This is a genomic window from Pseudomonas multiresinivorans, from assembly GCF_012971725.1.
Classification (GTDB): domain Bacteria; phylum Pseudomonadota; class Gammaproteobacteria; order Pseudomonadales; family Pseudomonadaceae; genus Pseudomonas; species Pseudomonas multiresinivorans.
Genome location: NZ_CP048833.1, coordinates 4,072,018 through 4,090,446, shown reverse-complemented (window position 1 = coordinate 4,090,446; position 18,429 = coordinate 4,072,018). Strand labels below are relative to the sequence as shown.

General features: G+C 62.2%; 20 protein-coding genes. 11 read left to right on the top strand and 9 right to left on the bottom strand.

Annotated elements, in window-relative coordinates; all coding sequences use genetic code 11:
- Positions 1 to 333 precede the first annotated feature (333 nt).
- A complete protein-coding gene (locus G4G71_RS18490; RefSeq protein ID WP_138526755.1) occupies positions 334 to 804 on the top strand; it encodes a hypothetical protein in 471 nt (156 codons plus the stop codon).
- Positions 805 to 1,158: 354 nt separating this feature from the next.
- Here the strand turns inward: G4G71_RS18490 and csrA are convergent, their stop codons facing one another.
- From csrA to G4G71_RS18460, 6 genes are all read right to left on the bottom strand, one after another.
- Positions 1,159 to 1,338, bottom strand: a complete 180-nt coding sequence (csrA, locus tag G4G71_RS18485; RefSeq protein WP_138526757.1) for a carbon storage regulator CsrA — start codon at positions 1,336 to 1,338, stop codon at positions 1,159 to 1,161.
- Positions 1,339 to 1,395: 57 nt separating this feature from the next.
- Positions 1,396 to 2,319, bottom strand: coding sequence for a recombination directionality factor (locus tag G4G71_RS18480; RefSeq protein ID WP_138526758.1), 924 nt, complete (start codon positions 2,317 to 2,319; stop codon positions 1,396 to 1,398).
- Positions 2,320 to 2,390: 71 nt separating this feature from the next.
- Entirely contained in the window at positions 2,391 to 3,401 is a 1,011-nt protein-coding gene (locus G4G71_RS18475) for a YqaJ viral recombinase family nuclease (protein WP_240964807.1), read from the bottom strand.
- Positions 3,402 to 3,473: 72 nt separating this feature from the next.
- On the bottom strand, positions 3,474 to 3,791 hold the full coding sequence (locus tag G4G71_RS18470) for a putative periplasmic lipoprotein (RefSeq protein ID WP_138526760.1): 318 nt from the start codon (positions 3,789 to 3,791) through the stop codon (positions 3,474 to 3,476).
- A 44-nt stretch (positions 3,792 to 3,835) separates the two neighbouring features.
- The gene (locus G4G71_RS18465) at positions 3,836 to 4,294 is read right to left on the bottom strand and encodes a hypothetical protein (RefSeq protein WP_169939463.1); all 459 of its coding nucleotides are present in this window, start codon (positions 4,292 to 4,294) and stop codon (positions 3,836 to 3,838) included.
- 28 nt (positions 4,295 to 4,322) lie between these two features.
- On the bottom strand, positions 4,323 to 4,892 hold the full coding sequence (locus tag G4G71_RS18460) for a GYF domain-containing protein (protein ID WP_138526762.1): 570 nt from the start codon (positions 4,890 to 4,892) through the stop codon (positions 4,323 to 4,325).
- Positions 4,893 to 5,045: 153 nt separating this feature from the next.
- Between G4G71_RS18460 and G4G71_RS18455 the strand changes: the two genes are divergently transcribed.
- A complete protein-coding gene (locus G4G71_RS18455) occupies positions 5,046 to 5,291 on the top strand; it encodes a helix-turn-helix domain-containing protein (RefSeq protein ID WP_119561246.1) in 246 nt (81 codons plus the stop codon).
- Between the two features lie 53 nt (positions 5,292 to 5,344).
- On the opposite strand, the gene G4G71_RS18450 is transcribed toward G4G71_RS18455, so the two are convergent.
- Entirely contained in the window at positions 5,345 to 6,313 is a 969-nt protein-coding gene (locus G4G71_RS18450; protein WP_138526763.1) for a DUF932 domain-containing protein, read from the bottom strand.
- A gap of 159 nt (positions 6,314 to 6,472) precedes the next feature.
- Here G4G71_RS18450 and G4G71_RS30115 point away from each other — a divergent pair, with 159 nt between their 5' ends.
- A complete protein-coding gene (locus tag G4G71_RS30115) occupies positions 6,473 to 6,934 on the top strand; it encodes a hypothetical protein (protein WP_169939462.1) in 462 nt (153 codons plus the stop codon).
- Positions 6,935 to 7,032: 98 nt separating this feature from the next.
- On the opposite strand, the gene G4G71_RS18440 is transcribed toward G4G71_RS30115, so the two are convergent.
- Together G4G71_RS18440 and G4G71_RS18435 are read right to left on the bottom strand one after the other, a co-directional pair.
- Positions 7,033 to 7,704 (bottom strand): DUF3313 domain-containing protein, encoded by a 672-nt coding sequence (locus G4G71_RS18440; RefSeq protein ID WP_169939461.1) that lies wholly within the window; start codon positions 7,702 to 7,704, stop codon positions 7,033 to 7,035.
- Positions 7,705 to 7,764: 60 nt separating this feature from the next.
- The gene (locus G4G71_RS18435) at positions 7,765 to 9,066 is read right to left on the bottom strand and encodes an OmpP1/FadL family transporter (protein ID WP_169939460.1); all 1,302 of its coding nucleotides are present in this window, start codon (positions 9,064 to 9,066) and stop codon (positions 7,765 to 7,767) included.
- 323 nt (positions 9,067 to 9,389) lie between these two features.
- Here G4G71_RS18435 and G4G71_RS18430 point away from each other — a divergent pair, with 323 nt between their 5' ends.
- The 8 genes from G4G71_RS18430 (at position 9,390) to G4G71_RS18395 (ending at position 18,394) form a co-directional block, all read left to right on the top strand.
- Positions 9,390 to 10,364, top strand: a complete 975-nt coding sequence (locus G4G71_RS18430; protein ID WP_240964806.1) for an AAA family ATPase — start codon at positions 9,390 to 9,392, stop codon at positions 10,362 to 10,364.
- A 14-nt stretch (positions 10,365 to 10,378) separates the two neighbouring features.
- Positions 10,379 to 11,320, top strand: coding sequence for a DUF58 domain-containing protein (locus tag G4G71_RS18425; RefSeq protein WP_169939458.1), 942 nt, complete (start codon positions 10,379 to 10,381; stop codon positions 11,318 to 11,320).
- On the top strand, positions 11,317 to 11,814 hold the full coding sequence (locus tag G4G71_RS18420; RefSeq protein ID WP_169939457.1) for a DUF4381 domain-containing protein: 498 nt from the start codon (positions 11,317 to 11,319) through the stop codon (positions 11,812 to 11,814). The genes G4G71_RS18425 and G4G71_RS18420 overlap by 4 nt, the downstream gene beginning before the upstream one ends.
- A complete protein-coding gene (locus G4G71_RS18415; RefSeq protein WP_169939456.1) occupies positions 11,801 to 12,808 on the top strand; it encodes a VWA domain-containing protein in 1,008 nt (335 codons plus the stop codon). The genes G4G71_RS18420 and G4G71_RS18415 overlap by 14 nt, the downstream gene beginning before the upstream one ends.
- Positions 12,808 to 14,382 carry a VWA domain-containing protein gene (locus G4G71_RS18410; protein ID WP_169939455.1) on the top strand — a complete coding sequence of 525 codons (1,575 nt, stop codon included), beginning with the start codon at positions 12,808 to 12,810 and terminating at the stop codon, positions 14,380 to 14,382. Before G4G71_RS18415 ends, G4G71_RS18410 begins: the two co-directional genes overlap by 1 nt.
- Positions 14,379 to 15,701, top strand: coding sequence for a BatD family protein (locus G4G71_RS18405; RefSeq protein WP_169939454.1), 1,323 nt, complete (start codon positions 14,379 to 14,381; stop codon positions 15,699 to 15,701). Before G4G71_RS18410 ends, G4G71_RS18405 begins: the two co-directional genes overlap by 4 nt.
- Positions 15,702 to 15,715: 14 nt before the next feature.
- Complete coding sequence (locus G4G71_RS18400) at positions 15,716 to 16,711, top strand: HAD family hydrolase (RefSeq protein ID WP_169939453.1); 996 nt, start codon at positions 15,716 to 15,718, stop codon at positions 16,709 to 16,711.
- 108 nt (positions 16,712 to 16,819) lie between these two features.
- On the top strand, positions 16,820 to 18,394 hold the full coding sequence (locus tag G4G71_RS18395; protein WP_169939452.1) for an arylsulfatase: 1,575 nt from the start codon (positions 16,820 to 16,822) through the stop codon (positions 18,392 to 18,394).
- Positions 18,395 to 18,429: the final 35 nt, after the last annotated feature.

The following is an 18,429-nucleotide window of genomic DNA, read 5'->3' as shown; positions in this document are numbered from 1 at the left end:
GAGAGGCTGCTGCCTTCCCATGGGGGGCCGTAGGTAGATGGGGCAAGGGCGTAACTGGCGGTTACAACCTGTTTCCGGGGAGATGAGAGAAACTTCACGGAGTCAGCACTCCTCACTGGTACGGCTTAGGGTCCAAGGGTATCTGTAGCGATGCCGGGCCCGATCAATTCGGGTTCCTGAGGTGGCAGCAGGAAACCATTTCTAGGTAGTTCAGTTTGGCCGTATACCGTGGTATGCGGCATCGTGCCCTGAACGGACTGTGGGCATGACCTGCGACGACCTTTTTCTGCATCAGCTTTAGTTCGCACCGACTCAAACAAGGATGGCAGGCATATGAAATGGACCCTTCTGACTCTTGCACCAATCATCGTTACTCAGCTCTACATCCCTCTCTCACACGCGGATGAGTTATCAGCTATTCGAGTTGCCGCAGGGAAAGGGGAGTGTGTCGTCGTACATGAGGGGCGGCAGGAACCAGCCATTGCGCTGACCGCATCGTCCTATGACCTCCCCGGCTCGGACAAACGGGAAGTTTTGAAGTTGATAGACGAATTTCGTGCTCATGGTTGCTCTATTGAACATCCCGATAGTGAGGGAATTTCTCCGATCAATGTCGCAGTGCTTACCGCTGAACCAGATTTACTGCGTTACCTGCTGCAGGCTGGCGGCGACCCTTCGGCCCGAATAACAGGTTCGCGTCCTTGGTCGAACGGAAAAAACAGCATTGAGTTCGCACAGCTTTTGTACAAAGCAGAACCTACTGAAAAGCGAAAGAAAGTGATCGAGATCCTGACCTCGAATTGAATCAGTCGCTACCAGAGTTGCTCATACACCCGGTCTTTTGCCGAAGGTGATTCTGGTGAACTGAGCGACCGCTTCTGGCCGATTGCTGACTGTTTACGAGCAAAAAAGAAACCGCAACAGGAGCCCGGAGGGCTCCTGTTTATGCCGGGCTAGTCCCGGCGGCGTGGGGATTGCTGGATTGCGAAGTGGAATATGGCGAGCGCCAGGATAAGTGTCAGTGACAACGGCCAAAACCGCATAGCTATAACTGTTAGAGCAACAACAGCTGCAGTACCGGCGAAGATGCTGACCAGCAAGAACAGCAGGCCCAGAAAGCGTAGTAGCGTCATGCCGATTTTCCTGTGAGGTGAGTGATCAGGAGGGGCAATGTTGGTTTGCTTGGATGCGCTGATAGACCTCATCGCGATGCACCGTAATGTCGGGCGGTGCAGAGACCCCAACGCGCACCTGGTTGCCGTTGATGCGGAGAATGACGATCTCGATTTCGTCGCCAATGCGGATGGTTTTGCCGACGCTGCGGGTGAGGATGAGCATGTTTTTTACTCCTGCATGTTTAGTTGGCACCGAGCTGCCGCCCGGCACCTGTTTTTGTTAATTGGTGGGCTGTTGATTACGAGCTTCGGCGCGCTCGCGCAGCAGCGTCGATAGAGTCGGGCGAGTGCTGGCGGTGATGTGTTCGTTTGCTGGAGCGGGAGGAGTCTCTGTGGTGGTCGCAGGGGCGGGAAAGTACTCCTCAACGATTGCGCCGCCTTCTTCTTCGCTTTCCTCAAAGGCCCCATTGGCGAATCCTTGCCGTGCTGCAGTATCGAGGGCATGCTGGTCGAAGCCTGATGCTTGTCGTGCGTCATCGGTCTCCCGGCCTTGCTGCAGCGCCGCTTCGATCGATAGCCCGCTGCGTGCGGTGATATCGACATAGAAGATTGGCGAGCCGTGGCTCTGGCGAGTGGACTTTCCGCGTAGGCGCAGTTCCAACGGCAAGCACGCCAGGCGGTCTCCCGAAATCGCTTGCAGGTACTGCAGGCGAGCGGCCAAGGTGCGAATACTGTTAAATCCGGTGGTCCGGAATACAAAGGTGCCGAGGGCATCTTCATCGCCGATGACGACGTTGAGTCGGCCGTATGGTTTGCAGGCGCCGCCTTTCACGAGTGAGCAGCCATCGGGCGAAGGGCAGGGCAGTGAGTCGATGCTGTCTTTGCCGCGCCGCTTGCAGGTGTCGCCATTGCCGACGCAGATCGGCCGACCGGATTGCTGATCGAACAGACAGTACTCGGCACGGAAATTAAGTTCGGGCGAGTTGAACAGCAGGCGGATTGGGATGCTGCGGATCTTGCCGCCCTGAGCCTTGCGCAGCTCTTCGTCAATCGGGTGGTGGATCCAGCCATCACGTAGTAGCACCTGCGAGGTGATGGTGAATTGATCGTCCTTCTCCGGCAGACGCTTGCCGTTCTTCTCGACAACCTTGCCGATGGAAATCCGCCCGAGTACGGGCGGCGTGATAGCCAGGCCTTTGAGCATGGTGGTTCTCCAAGTGAATAAAAAAGACCGCCCCGAGCCGTGAGCATCGGGGCGGTCAAGGGGGAACGATTTCAGCTAACCAGGAAGCGACGGCTTCCCGGTTTGGTGGTGGAGAAGCGTGTGAGGAGATACGGCTTTTCCTTCAGCAGCTTCGGGACATCCAGGGCCTGGCTGTCCTTAGCCTTGCGCCAGGTCACCGAACCGTTGGCAAACACCGCTCGACTGGCTTCACCCATGGCCTGCTGCAGAAACTGTTTGAGCTCAGCCTCGCGCTGGCTGTGGGCCTCGAGAGTGGCTCGCGCTTCCTTCAGCTCATCGAAGGCGGCGCAGAGAATCGGATCCTGTGAAAAGTCCTGCGTGTTGCCGTTGTCTTCTGGGTAGAGACAGCGCAGCGCCTGCTCTGCTGACTCAGAGCCATCGGCCGGCGGCGGAGTGTCGCGCTGCACGTGGTTCCAGAAGTCCTGCTCCAGTTCGATCAGCCGAGCGATCAACTCGTCGTCACGCTCGATGCGGTGGATCTCCAACTGCTGGCCGCCGAGCAGCACGGCCACGTCTGCCGCTTGCTTACCGGTCACCGCCAACTGATGCATCACCTGCAGCTGCACATACACCGGCACGCCTTCTTTCCAGAGGCGCGCTCCGTTGATGCCTGCGGTCTTGCATTCGAGGATCTGCACATCGCTGGCGCCGATAACCTCGCGGTCGATGTTGGCCAGCATCCAGTTCATTTTCGGATCAGGGTGCTGCAGCACGGCGTTGATGCGCCGCACTCGGTGTCCGCTGCGGCGGGTGTAGTGTGTTGCGACGATCGGTTCGAGGATGTTGCCCCAGTAGGTAGGGCTTTCTTCATCATGAGGATCTGACTTCGCTAGGCCAGCATCACGGCCGGTCTTTTCCAGCCATAACTCCAATTGGGATTTGTACGGATTGAGGCCGACTGCCGCGGCAGCATCGGAGCTACCGATACCGTCTTTTCGAACGGCCAGCCAGGCTTCACGGGAGAGTTTCTTGGTGTCCACCAAACGCAGCGCAGGGCGCTGTTGCGCGTGCTTACTGACAGCAGAGACATGGGATCGAGGCAAATGGCTTTCCTGCGGGCATAAAAAAAGCCCGAGCGGGAAAACCGCTCGGGCCATTCAGTGATAAGGCGCGGACTAACTGTCAAAACTGAAGTTGTAGTCCCCTTCGCTGGTGGAGAGAGAGACCTCAACTACCTTTTGACAAGACGGTGCGTCTGCCTTCAACAGCTCACCAAAGGCGAGCTTGTACGGCAGGCGCTCTTGGACATTGACGGGGCAGTTACCTCGATTGATCTGCACCTTGTTGATCGTGACGCTGTCCTCGCGGGCGGTGATGCGAATCTGCGGTCCGCCCCAGACGGAGTTTCTGCCAAGCTCAACGGTAACGGGCGGCTCAGAGCCGCATCCCGCAATGACCGCGACTAGGAGCGCGACAGTCAGGTACTTCTTCATCGTCTTCATCCTGTGAAAGATGTTTTCCAGCAATCCACTCTGGGTTACCAGGCGGAGCGGCAAAGGTTTTTCTTGCTGTTCAGCGGTTGCAGAACCTTAGAAAGATTCTTGGTGGGCAGCTTCACAGTCCTGCCCTCCGCGCGGAGCTGAAGATTGTTCGCCTTGCGCAGTGCGGTCCAAAAGCTAGGGAAGTTGCTGCCGCACACGTGGCAGTCGGTGAAAAAGGGATTGCTGTAGGCCGTACCGTCGACAATGACATCGAATCCACCGTTGTCGTTGGACGAATACTGCTTGCCACCAATGGTGGCGTAGGCGCTGACGGCACTTTCATCATCGTCTGGGCAGGAGATGTTCAGCTCGTTCCCATTGCCATCGTCGACCAGGTGTTCCTGCACACCCTGGGCATAACCGGTGGTCCATTCGTAGGTGCCTGCTACGGCGCTGGTTTCGATCACGCACACGACAAGGCTGGACAGCAGCGCTATCGCTCTGATCATTTTCATGGAGTAACTCTCGTAAGTGAGGGTGAGGCTAGCCCTGGTGTGCGCCGATGCTGATGAAGAAGCAGACGATCCAGGTGATGAAGTAGGCGAGGTTCTGGTTCAGCAGCTTGGCGCGCTGATAGAGGTAAACCGGCACGACGAACACCCAGCCTTTGAAGCGACTGACGTCGTGACCGGCCTGCTTAAGGCGCTGGGAGTCGAGCACCGACAAGGCGATGTTCAGAGCCAGGGTGACGTACCAGTAGCGGTTCGCAGCCATGGCGCGTTCCCACTGCGCTTCACTGCCGGTGAACAGCCCAGCCACAAACGATTCCAGCAGGTAGCCAATCAACGGAGCGAAGGCCAGCAGCCAGACGATCTTGTTATTCACGCTGCTGCCGGTCAGCGGCGGCGGGGCTACATCCTCCAGATGCTCGCGCAGTTCGGTTTGCTCGATCTGCATCCAATCAGCCATACCTTTTTTCCAGACGCGAGAACCGTATGTGAGTTCGCCTTGTTGGATTAGGCCGATGAGCTGTTGCTGGGAGACGGCGCCTTTACGCTCGCCGTTTTGTTCATAGTGCCAAGAGGTGTCGAGGGTAGAGCTTGCGTCCTGCATGACAGGCTCCTTTTGGGTAGGAGTTAGAAGGGGAAAGTAATAACTGCGAGAGCTAACTCGGCGCAGATGCACTGCGCTTCGGTAGCGGCAATCTCTTGAAATGGGTCGTAAATACCGTGGTCTTATTGTCATCATAGCTTGACGATTTTTGCCATGGCAAGAATCTCTGCGATCCAAGACAAAGACGGGGACCTCGTGAAGCTCGGCGCAGCTGTCCGAGCGCGTCGCCTTGCCCTTGAGTTGTCGCAAGAGGCTCTGGCCGATGCTGCTTCGATTGATCGCTCGCATATGGGGAAAATCGAGCGTGGCGAGCGAAACGTTACGTTCCTGAACATCTGCCGAATAGCTGTCGCTATTCAGTGCAAACCTTCAGATTTGCTTCGCGAGGCGGGGTTGTAGATAGCCCTGGATGACCCCGCTGTTTCGAGTGCGCTAAGGTCAATTGCCTGTAGCTAAGCTGCAAGCTCCAAGGCAGCATCCAACGCCTTCTGCTTCAGCACCGCTCCTTGTCCGAACCACGCCGAGTCCAGGCGATATTCATTGCTGCGCGCCCGCCTTTCGTGGTCCACATACTCAGTGACGGAGCAGAGCAGTCCCCACGCTGTTCCCTCCGCCGCGGGTAGCTTGGCACCGCGGCCTGCCCCGTCATACAGCTCATGCACCCTGCGAAGTGCCCGCTCGTTGGCGAGCTTTTCGGGGATGTCCGTCGTAGGCGCAACATCGCACAACACGTCCAGGAAGAAGCTCGTGGCCTCTCTCGGACGCACCTTGCGTTCCGCCAGGTGACGCATCCGGTACATGAACTCATCCCACTGCGAGACAGAGATGCCGAGTTGCTTCTTCACCGCCTGAGAGTCAAAGCGAGTGTTGTGCGGAACCTTGATGGCCCGTGAGGTGCCATCCAAGGCAATGGTGAGGGTGTTATTGCAGACAACGCGGATGGTCGTCGGCGTGGCAGTGGTAGCAAGTGTCCCGTCGCACGAGGTGGCGAGTAGCAAGTAACCATTCACCTGGTCATTGCCTTTGAGGGCTGTGTGCTGACCAGTGCGCGCCAGTGCCCAGAATTTGCGGCCACCTTTGAGCACACCCGCCGTTTCCAGTTCATAGCCCGATACCTCAGTCAGGTCGCGATAGAACTCCAGCACCTCTTTGGGCTGAACGACCTGGTAGCGCTGCGAGACGACGGAGAGGGGAGCCTTGGTGTCGGAGCGGTAGAGCACCTTCTGTTCGGGGAAAGAGTGGACGCTGCCCAGATGGCCGACGGCATCGGCTTTGAAGTGCACTGGGCTTTCCTGGATTTGCCAGTCCATGCCGGCTTCGCGTTGCCAGATTTCAATAGGTTGCTTTTGAGGGAGCTGGTTGCCCAGGCCGTGCCAGGGCGTATCGCCCACATAAGCCATTTGTTCGACGAGATGAGCCATGGTGAGTTTCCTTTGAGCAAAAGCAGGCCAAAGCGCTGCGCGAGACGCAGGGCCGGCGAAATGAATGAGATCGAGGGAGGAGGCTAGGAGAGGCTGAAGCTGTGCTTGCAGCTCAGACATCGGTGGTTTTGCAGCACGTGTTCATCGAGCTGCTTGCCGATGGTGGCCCCGGCCACGCAGCCGGCGACGCTTCCGGCTAGTGCGCCAAGGAAAGCACCGGCAATACAACTCAGCGCCATGCCTGGTGGTCCGCCAAGGGATCCAAAGCTGGCGCCAGCTTCGCCTCCGGCCAATGCTCCGGAAAAGCCGCTGCTGGCGCCGCCAATGGCACCGACAACGCTGCCTATTCTCTTGCCAAAATCACGTGTCACGACCTTTGCAGATCGACAGGCGGGACAAATCATCAAGGTGTTGCTCCCTGTATCACCGTATGTGCGGATCAGTGAAGGTTCACTGGGGAATCTTCACTTCGGTGATGTAGGACTGAAATTTTTTCGAAGCAGAGCCGATCTGTGCGAGCTGAAGGTACGCCGGCTGTGTTCTGAGCGATCCGTTCTTAGGGGAAATGAAGTGGGGGATTTTGTGGGGGATATTATGTTTTATTTTTTAAAATATGTTTAATAATCAATTTGTTATGTATGAAAAAGGCCGCCCACAAGGCGGCCTTTTTCATTGCTCCAGCAGATGCTTGGCGGCGTCCTTCCTGGACTCGTCGGGTATTACTTGTGCTTCAACTGCTCGAAGGACTTGACCATGTCCCGCGCCCAGCCATCGAGCAGGGCCTTGGCGTCGTTGGCGGTCATGACCTGGGAGGAGTTTTCCAGCTCGGTGCCGGCGCCCTTGCGGACCACCTGGGCGACCACCGTGCCGTTGCTGCCATCGAGGAAGGCGGCTTCGGTGGCGATGCTGGTGTCCTGGTCGCGGATACCGGTGGCGGTGCTGACGCCGGCGGCGATCAGGGCGATGGGGATGACTTCGTAGGGCTGCAGGCCCTTGGTCGAGGCGCTTACAGCAGTGATCGCCGGACGCACGATCAGCACGCCCGGGCCGGGGCCGCTGGCCAGCGGCAGGGCCTTGGAAAACTGCGTCTGCAGCGCCTGGTCATAGTACTTGGTGATGCCATCCAGGGTGCTCTGCGGGATCTTCTCGCTGGCTTGTGGCTGCGGATAGAGCTGGCTCGGCTCGACGTACACGCTGGTGAACTGGCTGACGTCGATACCGGGTTTGATCCAGCGCATCACCGGCGCACCGGAAGGGGACTTCTCTTCCTTGAGGACCTTGTAGTCCTTGAGGAAACCGGAGTAATTCTCTGGCTCGACGTACTTGCTTGCGCAGCCGGACAGCACCAGGGATGTGAGGCACAGCGAGACCGCTAACGACTTCAACTGCATGGAGTTGCTCCTTGTGTTCCAGACTGCTGGTAGGTTGGTTTCGAAATCCAAGATCCGTTGCTAGAAGCGCCAGGTAACGCCGGCGCCCAGTACATGCAGGGCGGCGTCCTTGTAAGTACCCGACAGGGTATTGCCGGATCGTGACTTGGTCTGCTCAACGTCGAGGTCGCCCAGCCACATCAGCGTATAGGCGGCGTGTACATCCATGCCATCACCCAGGTCGTAGTTGACTCCGGTAGCCAGGCGCCAGATCGCGCCGGCTGGGTTGTCCACGGTGCGATCATCGTCGTCGAGCATGGCGCTGTCGTAGCCCACGCCCATGCTCCAGCGCAGCCGCGGGGTGTACTGGTACTGGGCGCCCAGGGAAGCATGCCAGGAGTCCTTGTACTGGCGATCCACCGTGGTGCTGGTACCGGTGTTGTCGGTGTCCACTTCGACACCGATCTTCCCGAAGTCGCTCCAGTCCTGCCAGCCAAGGCTGCCGAGCAACGTCCATTGGGCGTCCAGGTCGTGAGCGACGCTGAACAGAGCGGTCTGGGGGATATTCATGTCCAGCTCCAGCTGGTCGACGCTGGTGCGGCGCAGGGCGATGTTGAGCAGCGGATTGTTGATGTTCTTGAGCTCAGGGCGATCCTCGAACTCGAACTTCACTTTGCTGGTGTATGCCAGGCCCAGGCGCGTCCGCGCGCTGAGGTGGTAAAGCAGGCCAATGTTGAAACCTGCAGCGACATCGGTGTCCTTGTAACGAAGCTGGCCGTCCGGGCGGTCAATCAGGCCCAACACACTGTTGTTCACTGCCACTTCGGTACGGTAGTAGCCATAGACGAGGCGCGGTCCGATACCGATGGACAGGTCGTCGGTGAATTTGTGCGCAAGGGTCGGCTGAAAGGAGACGCCAATCAGGGTCGACTCCTGTGTGAAGTAGCGGCCTGCCCAGTCATCGTCGTAGTCCACGGCCAGTCCGAAGTTGCCGTACGTACCGAAGCCGATGGCGCTGCGATCGTCGATTTGGTGGCTGATGAAGAAGCTGGCACCGGGCAGATACTCCAGCGCGTTGCCGCCCTCATTACCGCTGAACTGATTATCACCGTCGCGAGAGAACTGATAGTGCCCAAAAATAACCTGGCCATTGACGTTGACCTGAGTGCCCTTTAACTCAGTGATACCTGCTGGATTGCTCATCAGCACACTCGGGTCTCGCGCCAGGGCAGCAGCGCCAGCATTGGCCAGCCCGTTACCTTCCTGGCCGGCTTCGTAGATCAATAGATCAGCGGCATGGGCTTCGGGGCTGAGCAGTATCAGGATGGACAAGGCGACAGCTGCAGCAGGTGAATGACGGCGTGTTGCAGGCAACTCATGCATGTGGCTTCCTCTGCCAAAGCGTTTGGGTGCACGCTTTGAATCGCGTTCCGCAATGGCGCTTTTCCCCGGCACCGCTGAACTCCCCCGAGGCTTGCGCGGTGACGTAATCCAGCCTAGATGCTGCATTCGGTTGTGCAAACGCGAGGAGCAGATTTCTCCCTTAAAGCAGATTCATTTCACGACAGTGGCCACTATGGCGAAACGTTTCTCGGCTGCTAGTGTTACCTCGCAAGCGGTGGCACGGCAGTGTGTCTGGAGTGGGGTTCGGGCACGCCATCAGTAAGGGAAAACGAATCGACCGAACAAGGAAAATGCCTGTGTCCATGCGTGAACAAATTGCGGGTCTGGAGGCTGCCGTATCGGCCCAGGTGCTGGGCCAGGAAGAAACCGTCCGCCACATCCTGCTGGGCCTGCTGGCCAATGGTCACGTCCTGCTGGAAAGCCTGCCCGGGCTGGCCAAGACCCGCACCGTCAAGGCGCTGTCGAAGCACCTCGATGCGCGCATGAGCCGCGTGCAGTTCACCCCCGACCTGTTGCCGTCGGACATCACCGGCGCTGAAATCCTCCAGCAGACCGAGCAGGGCAACCAGCTCAGGTTCCAGCCGGGGCCGCTGTTCGGCAATGTCATCCTCGCCGACGAGATCAACCGCGCGCCGGCCAAGGTGCAGGCGGCGCTGCTCGAAGCCATGGAAGAGCGGCAGATCACCGTCGCCGGACAGACGCACCGCATGCCGGGCCTGTTCATGGTGCTGGCGACGCAAAATCCCATCGAGCAGGAAGGCACGTACCCGCTGCCGGAGGCGCAGATGGATCGCTTCCTGATGAAGCTGCTGATCGACTATCCCAAGGTCGAAGACGAGTCCCGCGTGCTGCAGCTGGTGCGCGCCGAGGAGCGCAGCCAGCAGTCCGGCGCCGAGCCGCTGGAGATCACGCCGCTTGCCCAGGACGCCGTGTTCGCGGCGCGCCGGGAAGTGGGCAATGTGCATGTCTCAGACGCCATCGATCACTACCTGATCGACCTCATCCATGCCACCCGCCGCCCAGCCGACTATGACGCCGACCTGGCCCGCTGGTTGAAGGTCGGCGCCAGCCCGCGCGGCGGCATCAGCCTGGACCGCGTTTCCCGCGCCCACGCCTGGATGGCCGGCAATGATTACGTCACGCCCGATGATGTACGCGCTGTCGTGCATCCCGTTCTGCGTCATCGCCTGCTGCTGTCCTATGACGCGGTGGCCGATGGCGTCGGTGCCGATCAGGTGATCGACCGGCTGCTCGACAAAGTCGCGATTCCGGCCTGAGGAGGAGGGCGTCGATGGCGGATCAGCAGCCGGTCGCCGATGGTTTCGTCTACGCCTCGCTGCAGCAGCTGATGCTGCTGGAACATCGCGTGCGCGGCCTGAGCTTCCTGTCGCGGCAACCGTTGTCCAGCATCCTCTCCGGCAGCCATGCGGCGCGCCTGCGCGGCCGGGGGCTGAGCTTTGACGAGCTGCGCCAGTACAACCCTGGCGACGATCTGCGCCATCTGGACTGGCGCGCCTCGCTGCGCTACGGCAAGCCCTTCGTGCGCAGCTATACCGAGGAGCGCGACCGTCCCACGCTGCTGCTGGTGGACCAGCGCATGAGCATGTATTTCGGTTCCAAGCGCAGCTTCAAGTCCGTGACTGCCGCGGAGATTGCCGCGCTCGGCGCCTGGATGGCTCTGCAGGCGGGTGACCGGGTCGGTGGCCTGGTGTTCGGCGACCGTCAGATCGAGTACATCCGCCCCCTGCGCAGCCGGGCCAGAGTCGAGGCGCTGTGCGCGGCCATCGTGCGGCACAACCATGCACTGCAAGCCACCCGCAGCGACGACGATGCACCCGGCCAGCTCGACCGGGCGCTGCGCCAATGCCTGGGGGTAGCGGGGCACGACAGCCTGGTGGTGATCATCAGCGACTTTGCCGGTGTGACCGACCAGACGCTCCAGCTTCTGCGGCAGCTGAGCTCGCATAACGACGTGCTGGCCTTGCAGGTGTTCGATCCCATTGCCCTGCGCCTGCCGGACCGCGGCCGCGTGACCGTGACCCAGGGCGAACTGCAGGTGGAGCTGGAGGTTGGCCGGCGCCAGGTGCACCGGCCGCTGGGTGAGTTCCTATCCGGCCGCCTGAAGGACGTGGCGACCCTGCTGCGCCGCAGCCAGGTGCCCTTGATGATGTTCAGCAGCGGCCGCGACAGCCTGGAGCAATTGCGCGGCGAGCTGGGGCGCCTGGCACGATGAGCACCCCGCGCATCGACCAGCTCCAGGAACTGCCGGCGCCACCGACGCTGGTCAGCTATTGGCCGCAGACCTGGGCCTGGGCGGTGCTCGCCCTGCTGCTCGTGGCGGCCGTTGCCGCGTGGGCGCTATGGCGCTACCGGCGATGGCGGCGTGACCGCTATCGGCGCGAGGCGCTGCTGCTCCTGGATGATCTGGGTGCGGCCCTGGCGGACCCGCAACGTCGTCTTGCCGCGCTGCGCCAGCTGCCTTCGCTGCTCAAGCGTGTGGCACTGTCGATGCCCGGTGGCGATGCGACGGCGGCGCTGGGTGGCAGCGCCTGGCGCAGCTATCTGCAAGGCCGCAGCCCGGCGCAGCTGCCGGCCGATCTGGATCAGCGGCTGGCCATGCTGGCCTATGCGCCGGATGCGCGCGTCCAGGCGCTGGGCGAGCAGGAGGCTCAGGCCCTGCTGGCCGTCTGCCGGGAATGGATCGAGGTGCACCATGTGGCAGTTTGATCTGCCCTGGCTGCTGCTCCTGCTGCCGTTGCCCTGGCTCGCCTGGCGCTACCTGCCGGCCTACCGGGAATCGCGCAGCGCCTTGCGGGTGCCGTTCTTCGCCGCCATGAGCCGCGCCGTGGGCCAGGAGCCCAGCCGCGGCGGAGCCGCCGGCGGGCGCTGGCAACTCCCGCTAAACCTGCTGGTGTGGGGGCTGGTGCTGGTGGCGTGCGCGCGTCCGGTGCTGGTGGAGAAACCCATCGAGCGGGTGCAGCCGATCCGCGACCTGATGCTGGCCATCGACATCTCGCAGTCCATGGAGACCAACGATTACCTTGATGCCGGTGGCCAGCGGGTGGACCGCCTGAGCATCGTCAAGGGCGTGGTGCGCGACTTCATCGGCGAGCGCAAGGATGACCGTATCGGCCTGATCGTCTTCGGCACCGGCGCCTTCGCCCAGGCGCCGCCGACGCTGGACCACGCCAGCCTGCTGATGCTGCTGGACGAAGTCGGCATCGGCATGGCGGGGCCGAACACCGCCCTGGGCGACGCCATCGGCCTGACGCTCAAGCTGCTCAAGGACGCGCCGGAACAGGAAAAGGTGCTGATCCTGCTCACCGACGGCAACGACACTGCCAGCGCCATCACGCCCAGCCACGCGGCGGCCATGGCCCATGAGCGCGGTGTGGTGGTGCACACCATCGGCATTGGCGACCCCGCGGCCAGCGGCGAGTCGAAGGTGGACCTGAAGACGTTGCAGGATATCGCCCACAGCACCGGCGGCCGCTACTTCCGAGCCGGCGACCGCGAGGCGTTGAAGGCCGTCTACGCGACGCTGGACCAGATCACGCCGCACCAGGTGAAGACCCTCAGCCACCAGCCCAAGCGCGACCTGTTCTGGGTGCCGCTTGGCGCTGCGTTGGCGTTGCTGGTGCTGTCGCACCTGTTGGCGGCCATCGCCGGACGATTGGCCGTGCCAGGCGATTCGCGTGGCAGCCGGGAAGTGGAGGGCTGATGGACATCGACCTCAGTGCCTTCCATTTCCTGCGGCCGTGGTGGTTGCTGCTCCTGTTGCCGGGAGTGCTGCTGCCGCTGCTGTGGAGCCGGCGTCACGATCTGGCCCGCCGCCTGGACGGCATCATTGCACCCCATCTGCTGGAGCACCTGGTGATCACGCCCACCGACCGCCAGCGTGTGCGCCCGGTGCAGCTGCTCGGCGCCGTGCTGGTGCTAGGTGGCGTGGCGGCGGCCGGGCCGACCTGGGAGCAGGACCGCCCGGCCTTCCTGGAGAACCGCGCGCCGCTGATCCTGGCGGTGGACCTGTCGCCCTCCATGGCCGCCAGCGATGTTCCTCCGTCACGCATCGAGGCGGTGAAGCACAAGCTCCACGACCTCATCGCGCGGCGGCCGGGCAGCCCGACGGCGCTCATCGCCTATGCCGGCAGCGCACACCTGGTGCTGCCCGCCACCGACGATGGCGGCTTGCTCGACAGCTTCCTGCAGGCGCTGTCCCCCGGCCTTATCCAGCGCAGCGGCAAGGACGCGCTGGGTGCCATCGAGATCGCCAAGCGCCTGCTGGCCGCCGAGCAGTCGCCGGGCACCCTGGTGTTGCTGACCGATGGCGCTGATGAGCAGCAGTTCGACGCTATCGACAAAGCCCTGCGCGGCAGTGATCTGCAAGTGCTGGTGCTGGCGGTGGGCAGCCAGGATGGCGGCTTGCTCGACGGTGGCCAGCAGGACGCCGCCGGCCGCCCCTTGTTGGCCAGCTTCGACTCGGACGCCTTGAAGGGCCTCGCGGAGGCGGCGGATGCGCCGCTGGGCAGCCTGACCCTGGGTGACGACGACCTGGACTGGATCGAACTGCACGCCCAGCAACATTTCCAGGCGGCCCAGGGGGACGAACAGCAATTGCACTGGAAGGACGCCGGATACTGGCTGTGCTGGCCGCTTTTGCTGCTCTCGCTGCTGAGCGTGCGCAAGGGCTGGAAGGTGCACTGGATGAGCGCACTGTTGCTCGCCGCCGGGCTGAGTGGTGCCCCGGAACCGGCGCGTGCCGGCGCGCTGGCCGATGCCTTCTTTACGGCGGACCAGCAGGGGCGCTGGGCTTTCGAGCACGGCCATTATCCGCAGGCGGCTGCGCATTTCCGTGACCCGTTCTGGAAGGGGCTGGCCGCTTATCGCGCCGCAGACTACCCGCTGGCTCTGAGCAGTTTCGCCCGGCTGGATTCGTCCGAGGCGTACTTCTACCTGGGCAATACCTATGTGCGCCTGTCGAAGTTCGATCAGGCCATCGACGCTTATCGTCAGGCGCTGCAGCGCCAGGCGGACTTTCCAGCCGCCACCGCCAACCTCGCGCTGGCCCAGGCCCTGCAGAAGGACCGCGAAGACCAGCAGGAAGCCGGCCCGCCCGACGAGAAGCCCGACCAGGAGGTCTTCGACAATACCGCTGGCAAGGGCAAGAGCGTGCCCCGCGCACGCGCCAAGGCCGACTCGGACGAGCAGTGGCTGAACAACCTGAGCACCTCGCCGGCACAGTTCCTGCGCCGCAAGTTTCTGCTGCAGGATGCGGCGACGGGGGCGGGATCATGAGGCGCGCGCTGCTCTGCCTGTTGCTGTGCTGGCCTTTGCTGGGGCTGGCCGCCGAGCCGGAGGTGAAGGTCCGTACCCAACTGCTGCCGGGCGATTCGGTGCTGGTCGGTGGGACGCTCACGCTGCAGGTCGATCTGCTGGTGGACACCTGGTTTGCCCAGCCGCCGCAGCTGCCCGCGCTGAAGGTCGCCGGCGCGGTGGTCTCCGAGCCGAGCAGCGAGGCTGCCCACCTCAACGAGAAGATCGCCGGGAAGCCGTTCTTCGGCCTGCGCTACGGCTACCAGATCACCCCGCAGAATGCCGGGGAGTTCACGCTGCCTGCGCTGGACATCCAGGTGCAGCCAGGGCAGGGCAGCGGTCCGGTGAAGATCACCAGCCAGCCGCTTCACTTCACCGCCAAGGCCCCCGCGGGCGTTGCTGCCGAAGGCGGTCAGCGCCTGGTCGCCAGCCAGGTGCAGATCACCCAGCAGCTCAAGGCTTCCCACGAGCCACTGCGGGTGGGCGACAGAGTGACCCGCAGCCTGCACATCACCGCCGAAAACGCCCAGGCCATGCTGATCCCCGCGCCGGCCTTCGCCGAGGTAGAGGGGCTGCGCCGCTACGTGCAGTCTCCGACAGTGCAGGCTTTGAGCGATGGGCGTGGCGGCAGCAGCGGCGGTGAGCGCATGGACGCGGTCACCTACGTGGTCAACCAGGCCGGTGATTTCCAGCTGCCGCCCATCGAATTGCACTGGTGGGCGGCGGACAGCGGGGAAGAACGTACTGTTTCGGTCCCTGCGCTGGAGCTGTCGGCTCAGGCTGCGGCCGTCTACAAGGCGCCTTTCTCCATCAGCGACGACCTGCGCGAACTGGGGCGCCATGCCCAATTGCGTATCGCCCGTCACTGGTTGCTGCTGGCTGTGTTAGTGGCGGTGCTGGTGGGCGCGGGTTACGCCGCGTATAGGTGGGGCGCGCCGTTGCGTACCGGCGTGATGGATGCCATCGAACGCCGCCGCCAGGCATGGTGCGAATCGCCGGGCTACGCCTGGCGCCAGGTTCGCTCCCAGCTCAAGGGCGACCCGCCGCAACTCGGTGCCCTGTACCTGTGGCTGCGGCGGACAACCGGATGTCGTGAATTAAGCACGGCAGTGCCTGATGGTTCCGTCAAGCCTGGCAATTCTTTGCTAGCGTTTCTCAGGGCCCGCTACGGCCGGGCCGATGCGCAGGCGCGTAGCGCGACCGCCCAACTGATACAGGCGTTGCCGGTAATCCATCGGGAGATGGGCCACGGCAAGCCGACGAGCCCGCCGGCCCATGCCCTCAAACCTTTGAATCCGTGATCCAGGGATGTGACATGCCTTCGTACCTTGCGCGACCGATTGCCCGTTGGATGCTCCTGCTGCTCTGCCTGCCGCTGCTGGTTCAGGCGGCGGACGCGTTGCCGTCGTGGAACGAAGGGCCCTCGCGGCAGGCGATCATCGAGTTCGTCGAGGCCGTGACCCACGAGGGCGGCAAGGACTTCGTGCCGCCGGCCGAGCGCATCGCCGTGTTCGATAACGACGGTACGTTGTGGAGCGAGCAGCCGATGTACTTCCAGGTGCTCTTCGCCCTGGACGAGGTGAAGCGGCAGGCGCCGCAGCATCCGGAGTGGAAGCAGAAGCAGCCGTTCAAGGCGGTGCTCGAGGGCGACCAGAAGACCCTCGCCGCCAGCGGCATGAACGGCATCCTGGAGATAGTCGCCGCCACCCATTCGGGGATGAGTACCGAGGACTTCATCGCCAACGCCCGCCGCTGGCTTGCCAGCGCCAGGCACCCGCGCAGCCACAGGCCCTACACCGAGATGGTGTTCCAGCCGATGCTGGAGCTGCTGGGCTACCTGCGGGCCAACGGCTTCAAGACCTACATCGTCTCCGGCGGCGAAGTGGCATTCATGCGCGCCTTCGCTGAGGAGGTCTACGGTATTCCTCCGGAGCAGGTGATCGGCACCACCCTGGGCAGCCGCTTCGAGGATCGCGACGGCAAGTTGTCGATCCAGCGCCTGCCCAAGCTGGTGCACAACGACGACGGCCCCGGCAAGCCGGAGAGCATCGACAGCATCATCGGCCGCCGGCCGATCCTGGCCTTCGGCAACTCCGACGGCGACCTGCAGATGTTGCAGTGGACGACCGTTGGCAAGGGTCTACGCTTTGCCGGCCTGGTGCACCACACCGATGCCCCACGGGAGTGGGCCTATGACCGAGAGAGCAAGGTCGGGCGCCTGGACAAGGCGCTCGACGTGGCGAAGAGCAGGGACTGGGTGGTAGTGGACATGGCAAAGGAGTGGAAGCGGATCTATCCGTTTGATCAGTAAGGCCAACAAGTGAAAACCGCAGGGGCACGGGGATCTCCAGTCGAGCAGTCGGTATCTCCAGTGACGCAGTCGTGGCAAACGATGAGAAACTGGAATGGAGAGACAACAATGAAGCGCACGGGAAGATGGTTATCGCAGTTCGCCCTCGCGGCGACCGCGATAGTGGGGTGTACGGTCGCCAGCGCTGCTGACAAACCGAACATCCTGGTGATCTTCGGCGACGATATCGGCCAGACCAATATCAGCGCCTATTCGTTCGGAGTGGTCGGCTACCAGACACCGAACATCGATCGCATCGCCAAGGAAGGCATGATGTTCACCGACTACTACGCGGAGAACAGCTGCACCGCGGGGCGTTCGACCTTTATCACCGGGCAGACGATCCTGCGTACCGGGCTGTCGAAGGTTGGCATGCCGGGCGTGCCGGTCGGTCTGCAGGACCGCGATGTCACCATCGCCCAGGCGCTCAAGGCCCACGGCTATGCCACCGGCCAGTTCGGCAAGAACCACCTGGGCGACCGCGACGAGTACCTGCCGACCAAGCACGGCTTCGACGAGTTCTTCGGCAACCTCTACCACCTCAATGCCGAGGAAGAGCCCGAGCGTCCGTACTGGCCCAAGGATGACGAGGCCTTCACCAAGGCCGCTTCACCTCGTGGCGTGCTGAAGGCCACCGCCGACGGCAAGATCGAGGATACCGGTGCGCTGACCAGCAAACGCATGGAGACCATCGACGACGACACCACCCAGGCTGCGATCAACTTCATGGACAAGCAGGTCAAGGCCGACAAGCCGTTCTTCGTCTGGATGAACACGACGCGCATGCATGCCTTCACCCACGTGCGTGAGTCGATGCAGGGCCAGAGCGGCATGCCTGGCAACGACTACGCCGATGGCATGCTCGAGCACGACGGCGACGTCGGGAAATTGCTCAAGGCGGTGGATGATCTGAAGATCGCCGACAATACGATAGTCGTCTACACCACTGACAACGGGCCTAACCAATGGTCCTGGCCAGACGCCGCCACCACACCGTTCCGCAACGAAAAGAACTCCAACTGGGAGGGTGCCTATCGCGTGCCGGCGATGATCCGCTGGCCGAACCACATCAAGCCCGGCAGCGTTTCCACGCAGATGTTCTCCGGGCTGGACTGGTTCCCGACGCTGCTGGCCGCCATCGGTGACACCGACATCAAGGAACGCCTGCTCAAGGGCGCCGATCTCGGCGGCAAGAGCTTCAAGGTGCATCTGGACGGCTACAACCAACTGGACTACCTGACTGGCAAGACCGACAAGGGCGCGCGCAAGGAGTTCTACTACTTCAACGACGAAGCTGAACTGGTGGGCATGCGCTTCGATAACTGGAAGATCGTCTGGTGCGAGCAGCGTGCTCCCGGCGGATTGCAGGTCTGGAGCGAGCCATTCACCTGCCTGCGGGTACCCAAACTATTCAACCTGCGCATGGACCCCTACGAGCGGGCGGACGTGGTTTCCGACCAGTACTACGACTGGCTGACCAAGAACGACTACCTGCTGTTCCAGGGCACGCGCAAGGCGGCGGCCTTCTTGCAGACCTTCGTCGACTACCCGCCGAGCCAGCGCCCGGCCAGCTTCAGCATCGACCAGATTCGCAAGGATGTGGACGCGAAGATCGAAGCGAAGATGAAGCAGGGCAGCAAGTAGTGATCCACGCATTGGGCGTCGCTCCGGCATTGCCC

Bases quoted from the DNA above. Each gene is read 5' to 3' on its own strand.
- G4G71_RS18490 (WP_138526755.1), top strand. From the start codon at position 334: ATGAAATGGACCCTTCTGACTCTTGCACCAATCATCGTTACTCAGCTC.
- csrA (WP_138526757.1), bottom strand. From the start codon at position 1,338: ATGCTCATCCTCACCCGCAGCGTCGGCAAAACCATCCGCATTGGCGAC.
- G4G71_RS18480 (WP_138526758.1), bottom strand. From the start codon at position 2,319: ATGCTCAAAGGCCTGGCTATCACGCCGCCCGTACTCGGGCGGATTTCC.
- G4G71_RS18470 (WP_138526760.1), bottom strand. From the start codon at position 3,791: ATGAAGAAGTACCTGACTGTCGCGCTCCTAGTCGCGGTCATTGCGGGA.
- G4G71_RS18465 (WP_169939463.1), bottom strand. From the start codon at position 4,294: ATGAAAATGATCAGAGCGATAGCGCTGCTGTCCAGCCTTGTCGTGTGC.
- G4G71_RS18460 (WP_138526762.1), bottom strand. From the start codon at position 4,892: ATGCAGGACGCAAGCTCTACCCTCGACACCTCTTGGCACTATGAACAA.
- G4G71_RS18455 (WP_119561246.1), top strand. From the start codon at position 5,046: ATGGCAAGAATCTCTGCGATCCAAGACAAAGACGGGGACCTCGTGAAG.
- G4G71_RS18450 (WP_138526763.1), bottom strand. From the start codon at position 6,313: ATGGCTCATCTCGTCGAACAAATGGCTTATGTGGGCGATACGCCCTGG.
- G4G71_RS30115 (WP_169939462.1), top strand. From the start codon at position 6,473: ATGGTGGCCCCGGCCACGCAGCCGGCGACGCTTCCGGCTAGTGCGCCA.
- G4G71_RS18440 (WP_169939461.1), bottom strand. From the start codon at position 7,704: ATGCAGTTGAAGTCGTTAGCGGTCTCGCTGTGCCTCACATCCCTGGTG.
- G4G71_RS18435 (WP_169939460.1), bottom strand. From the start codon at position 9,066: ATGCATGAGTTGCCTGCAACACGCCGTCATTCACCTGCTGCAGCTGTC.
- G4G71_RS18430 (WP_240964806.1), top strand. From the start codon at position 9,390: ATGCGTGAACAAATTGCGGGTCTGGAGGCTGCCGTATCGGCCCAGGTG.
- G4G71_RS18425 (WP_169939458.1), top strand. From the start codon at position 10,379: ATGGCGGATCAGCAGCCGGTCGCCGATGGTTTCGTCTACGCCTCGCTG.
- G4G71_RS18420 (WP_169939457.1), top strand. From the start codon at position 11,317: ATGAGCACCCCGCGCATCGACCAGCTCCAGGAACTGCCGGCGCCACCG.
- G4G71_RS18415 (WP_169939456.1), top strand. From the start codon at position 11,801: ATGTGGCAGTTTGATCTGCCCTGGCTGCTGCTCCTGCTGCCGTTGCCC.
- G4G71_RS18410 (WP_169939455.1), top strand. From the start codon at position 12,808: ATGGACATCGACCTCAGTGCCTTCCATTTCCTGCGGCCGTGGTGGTTG.
- G4G71_RS18405 (WP_169939454.1), top strand. From the start codon at position 14,379: ATGAGGCGCGCGCTGCTCTGCCTGTTGCTGTGCTGGCCTTTGCTGGGG.
- G4G71_RS18400 (WP_169939453.1), top strand. From the start codon at position 15,716: ATGCCTTCGTACCTTGCGCGACCGATTGCCCGTTGGATGCTCCTGCTG.
- G4G71_RS18395 (WP_169939452.1), top strand. From the start codon at position 16,820: ATGAAGCGCACGGGAAGATGGTTATCGCAGTTCGCCCTCGCGGCGACC.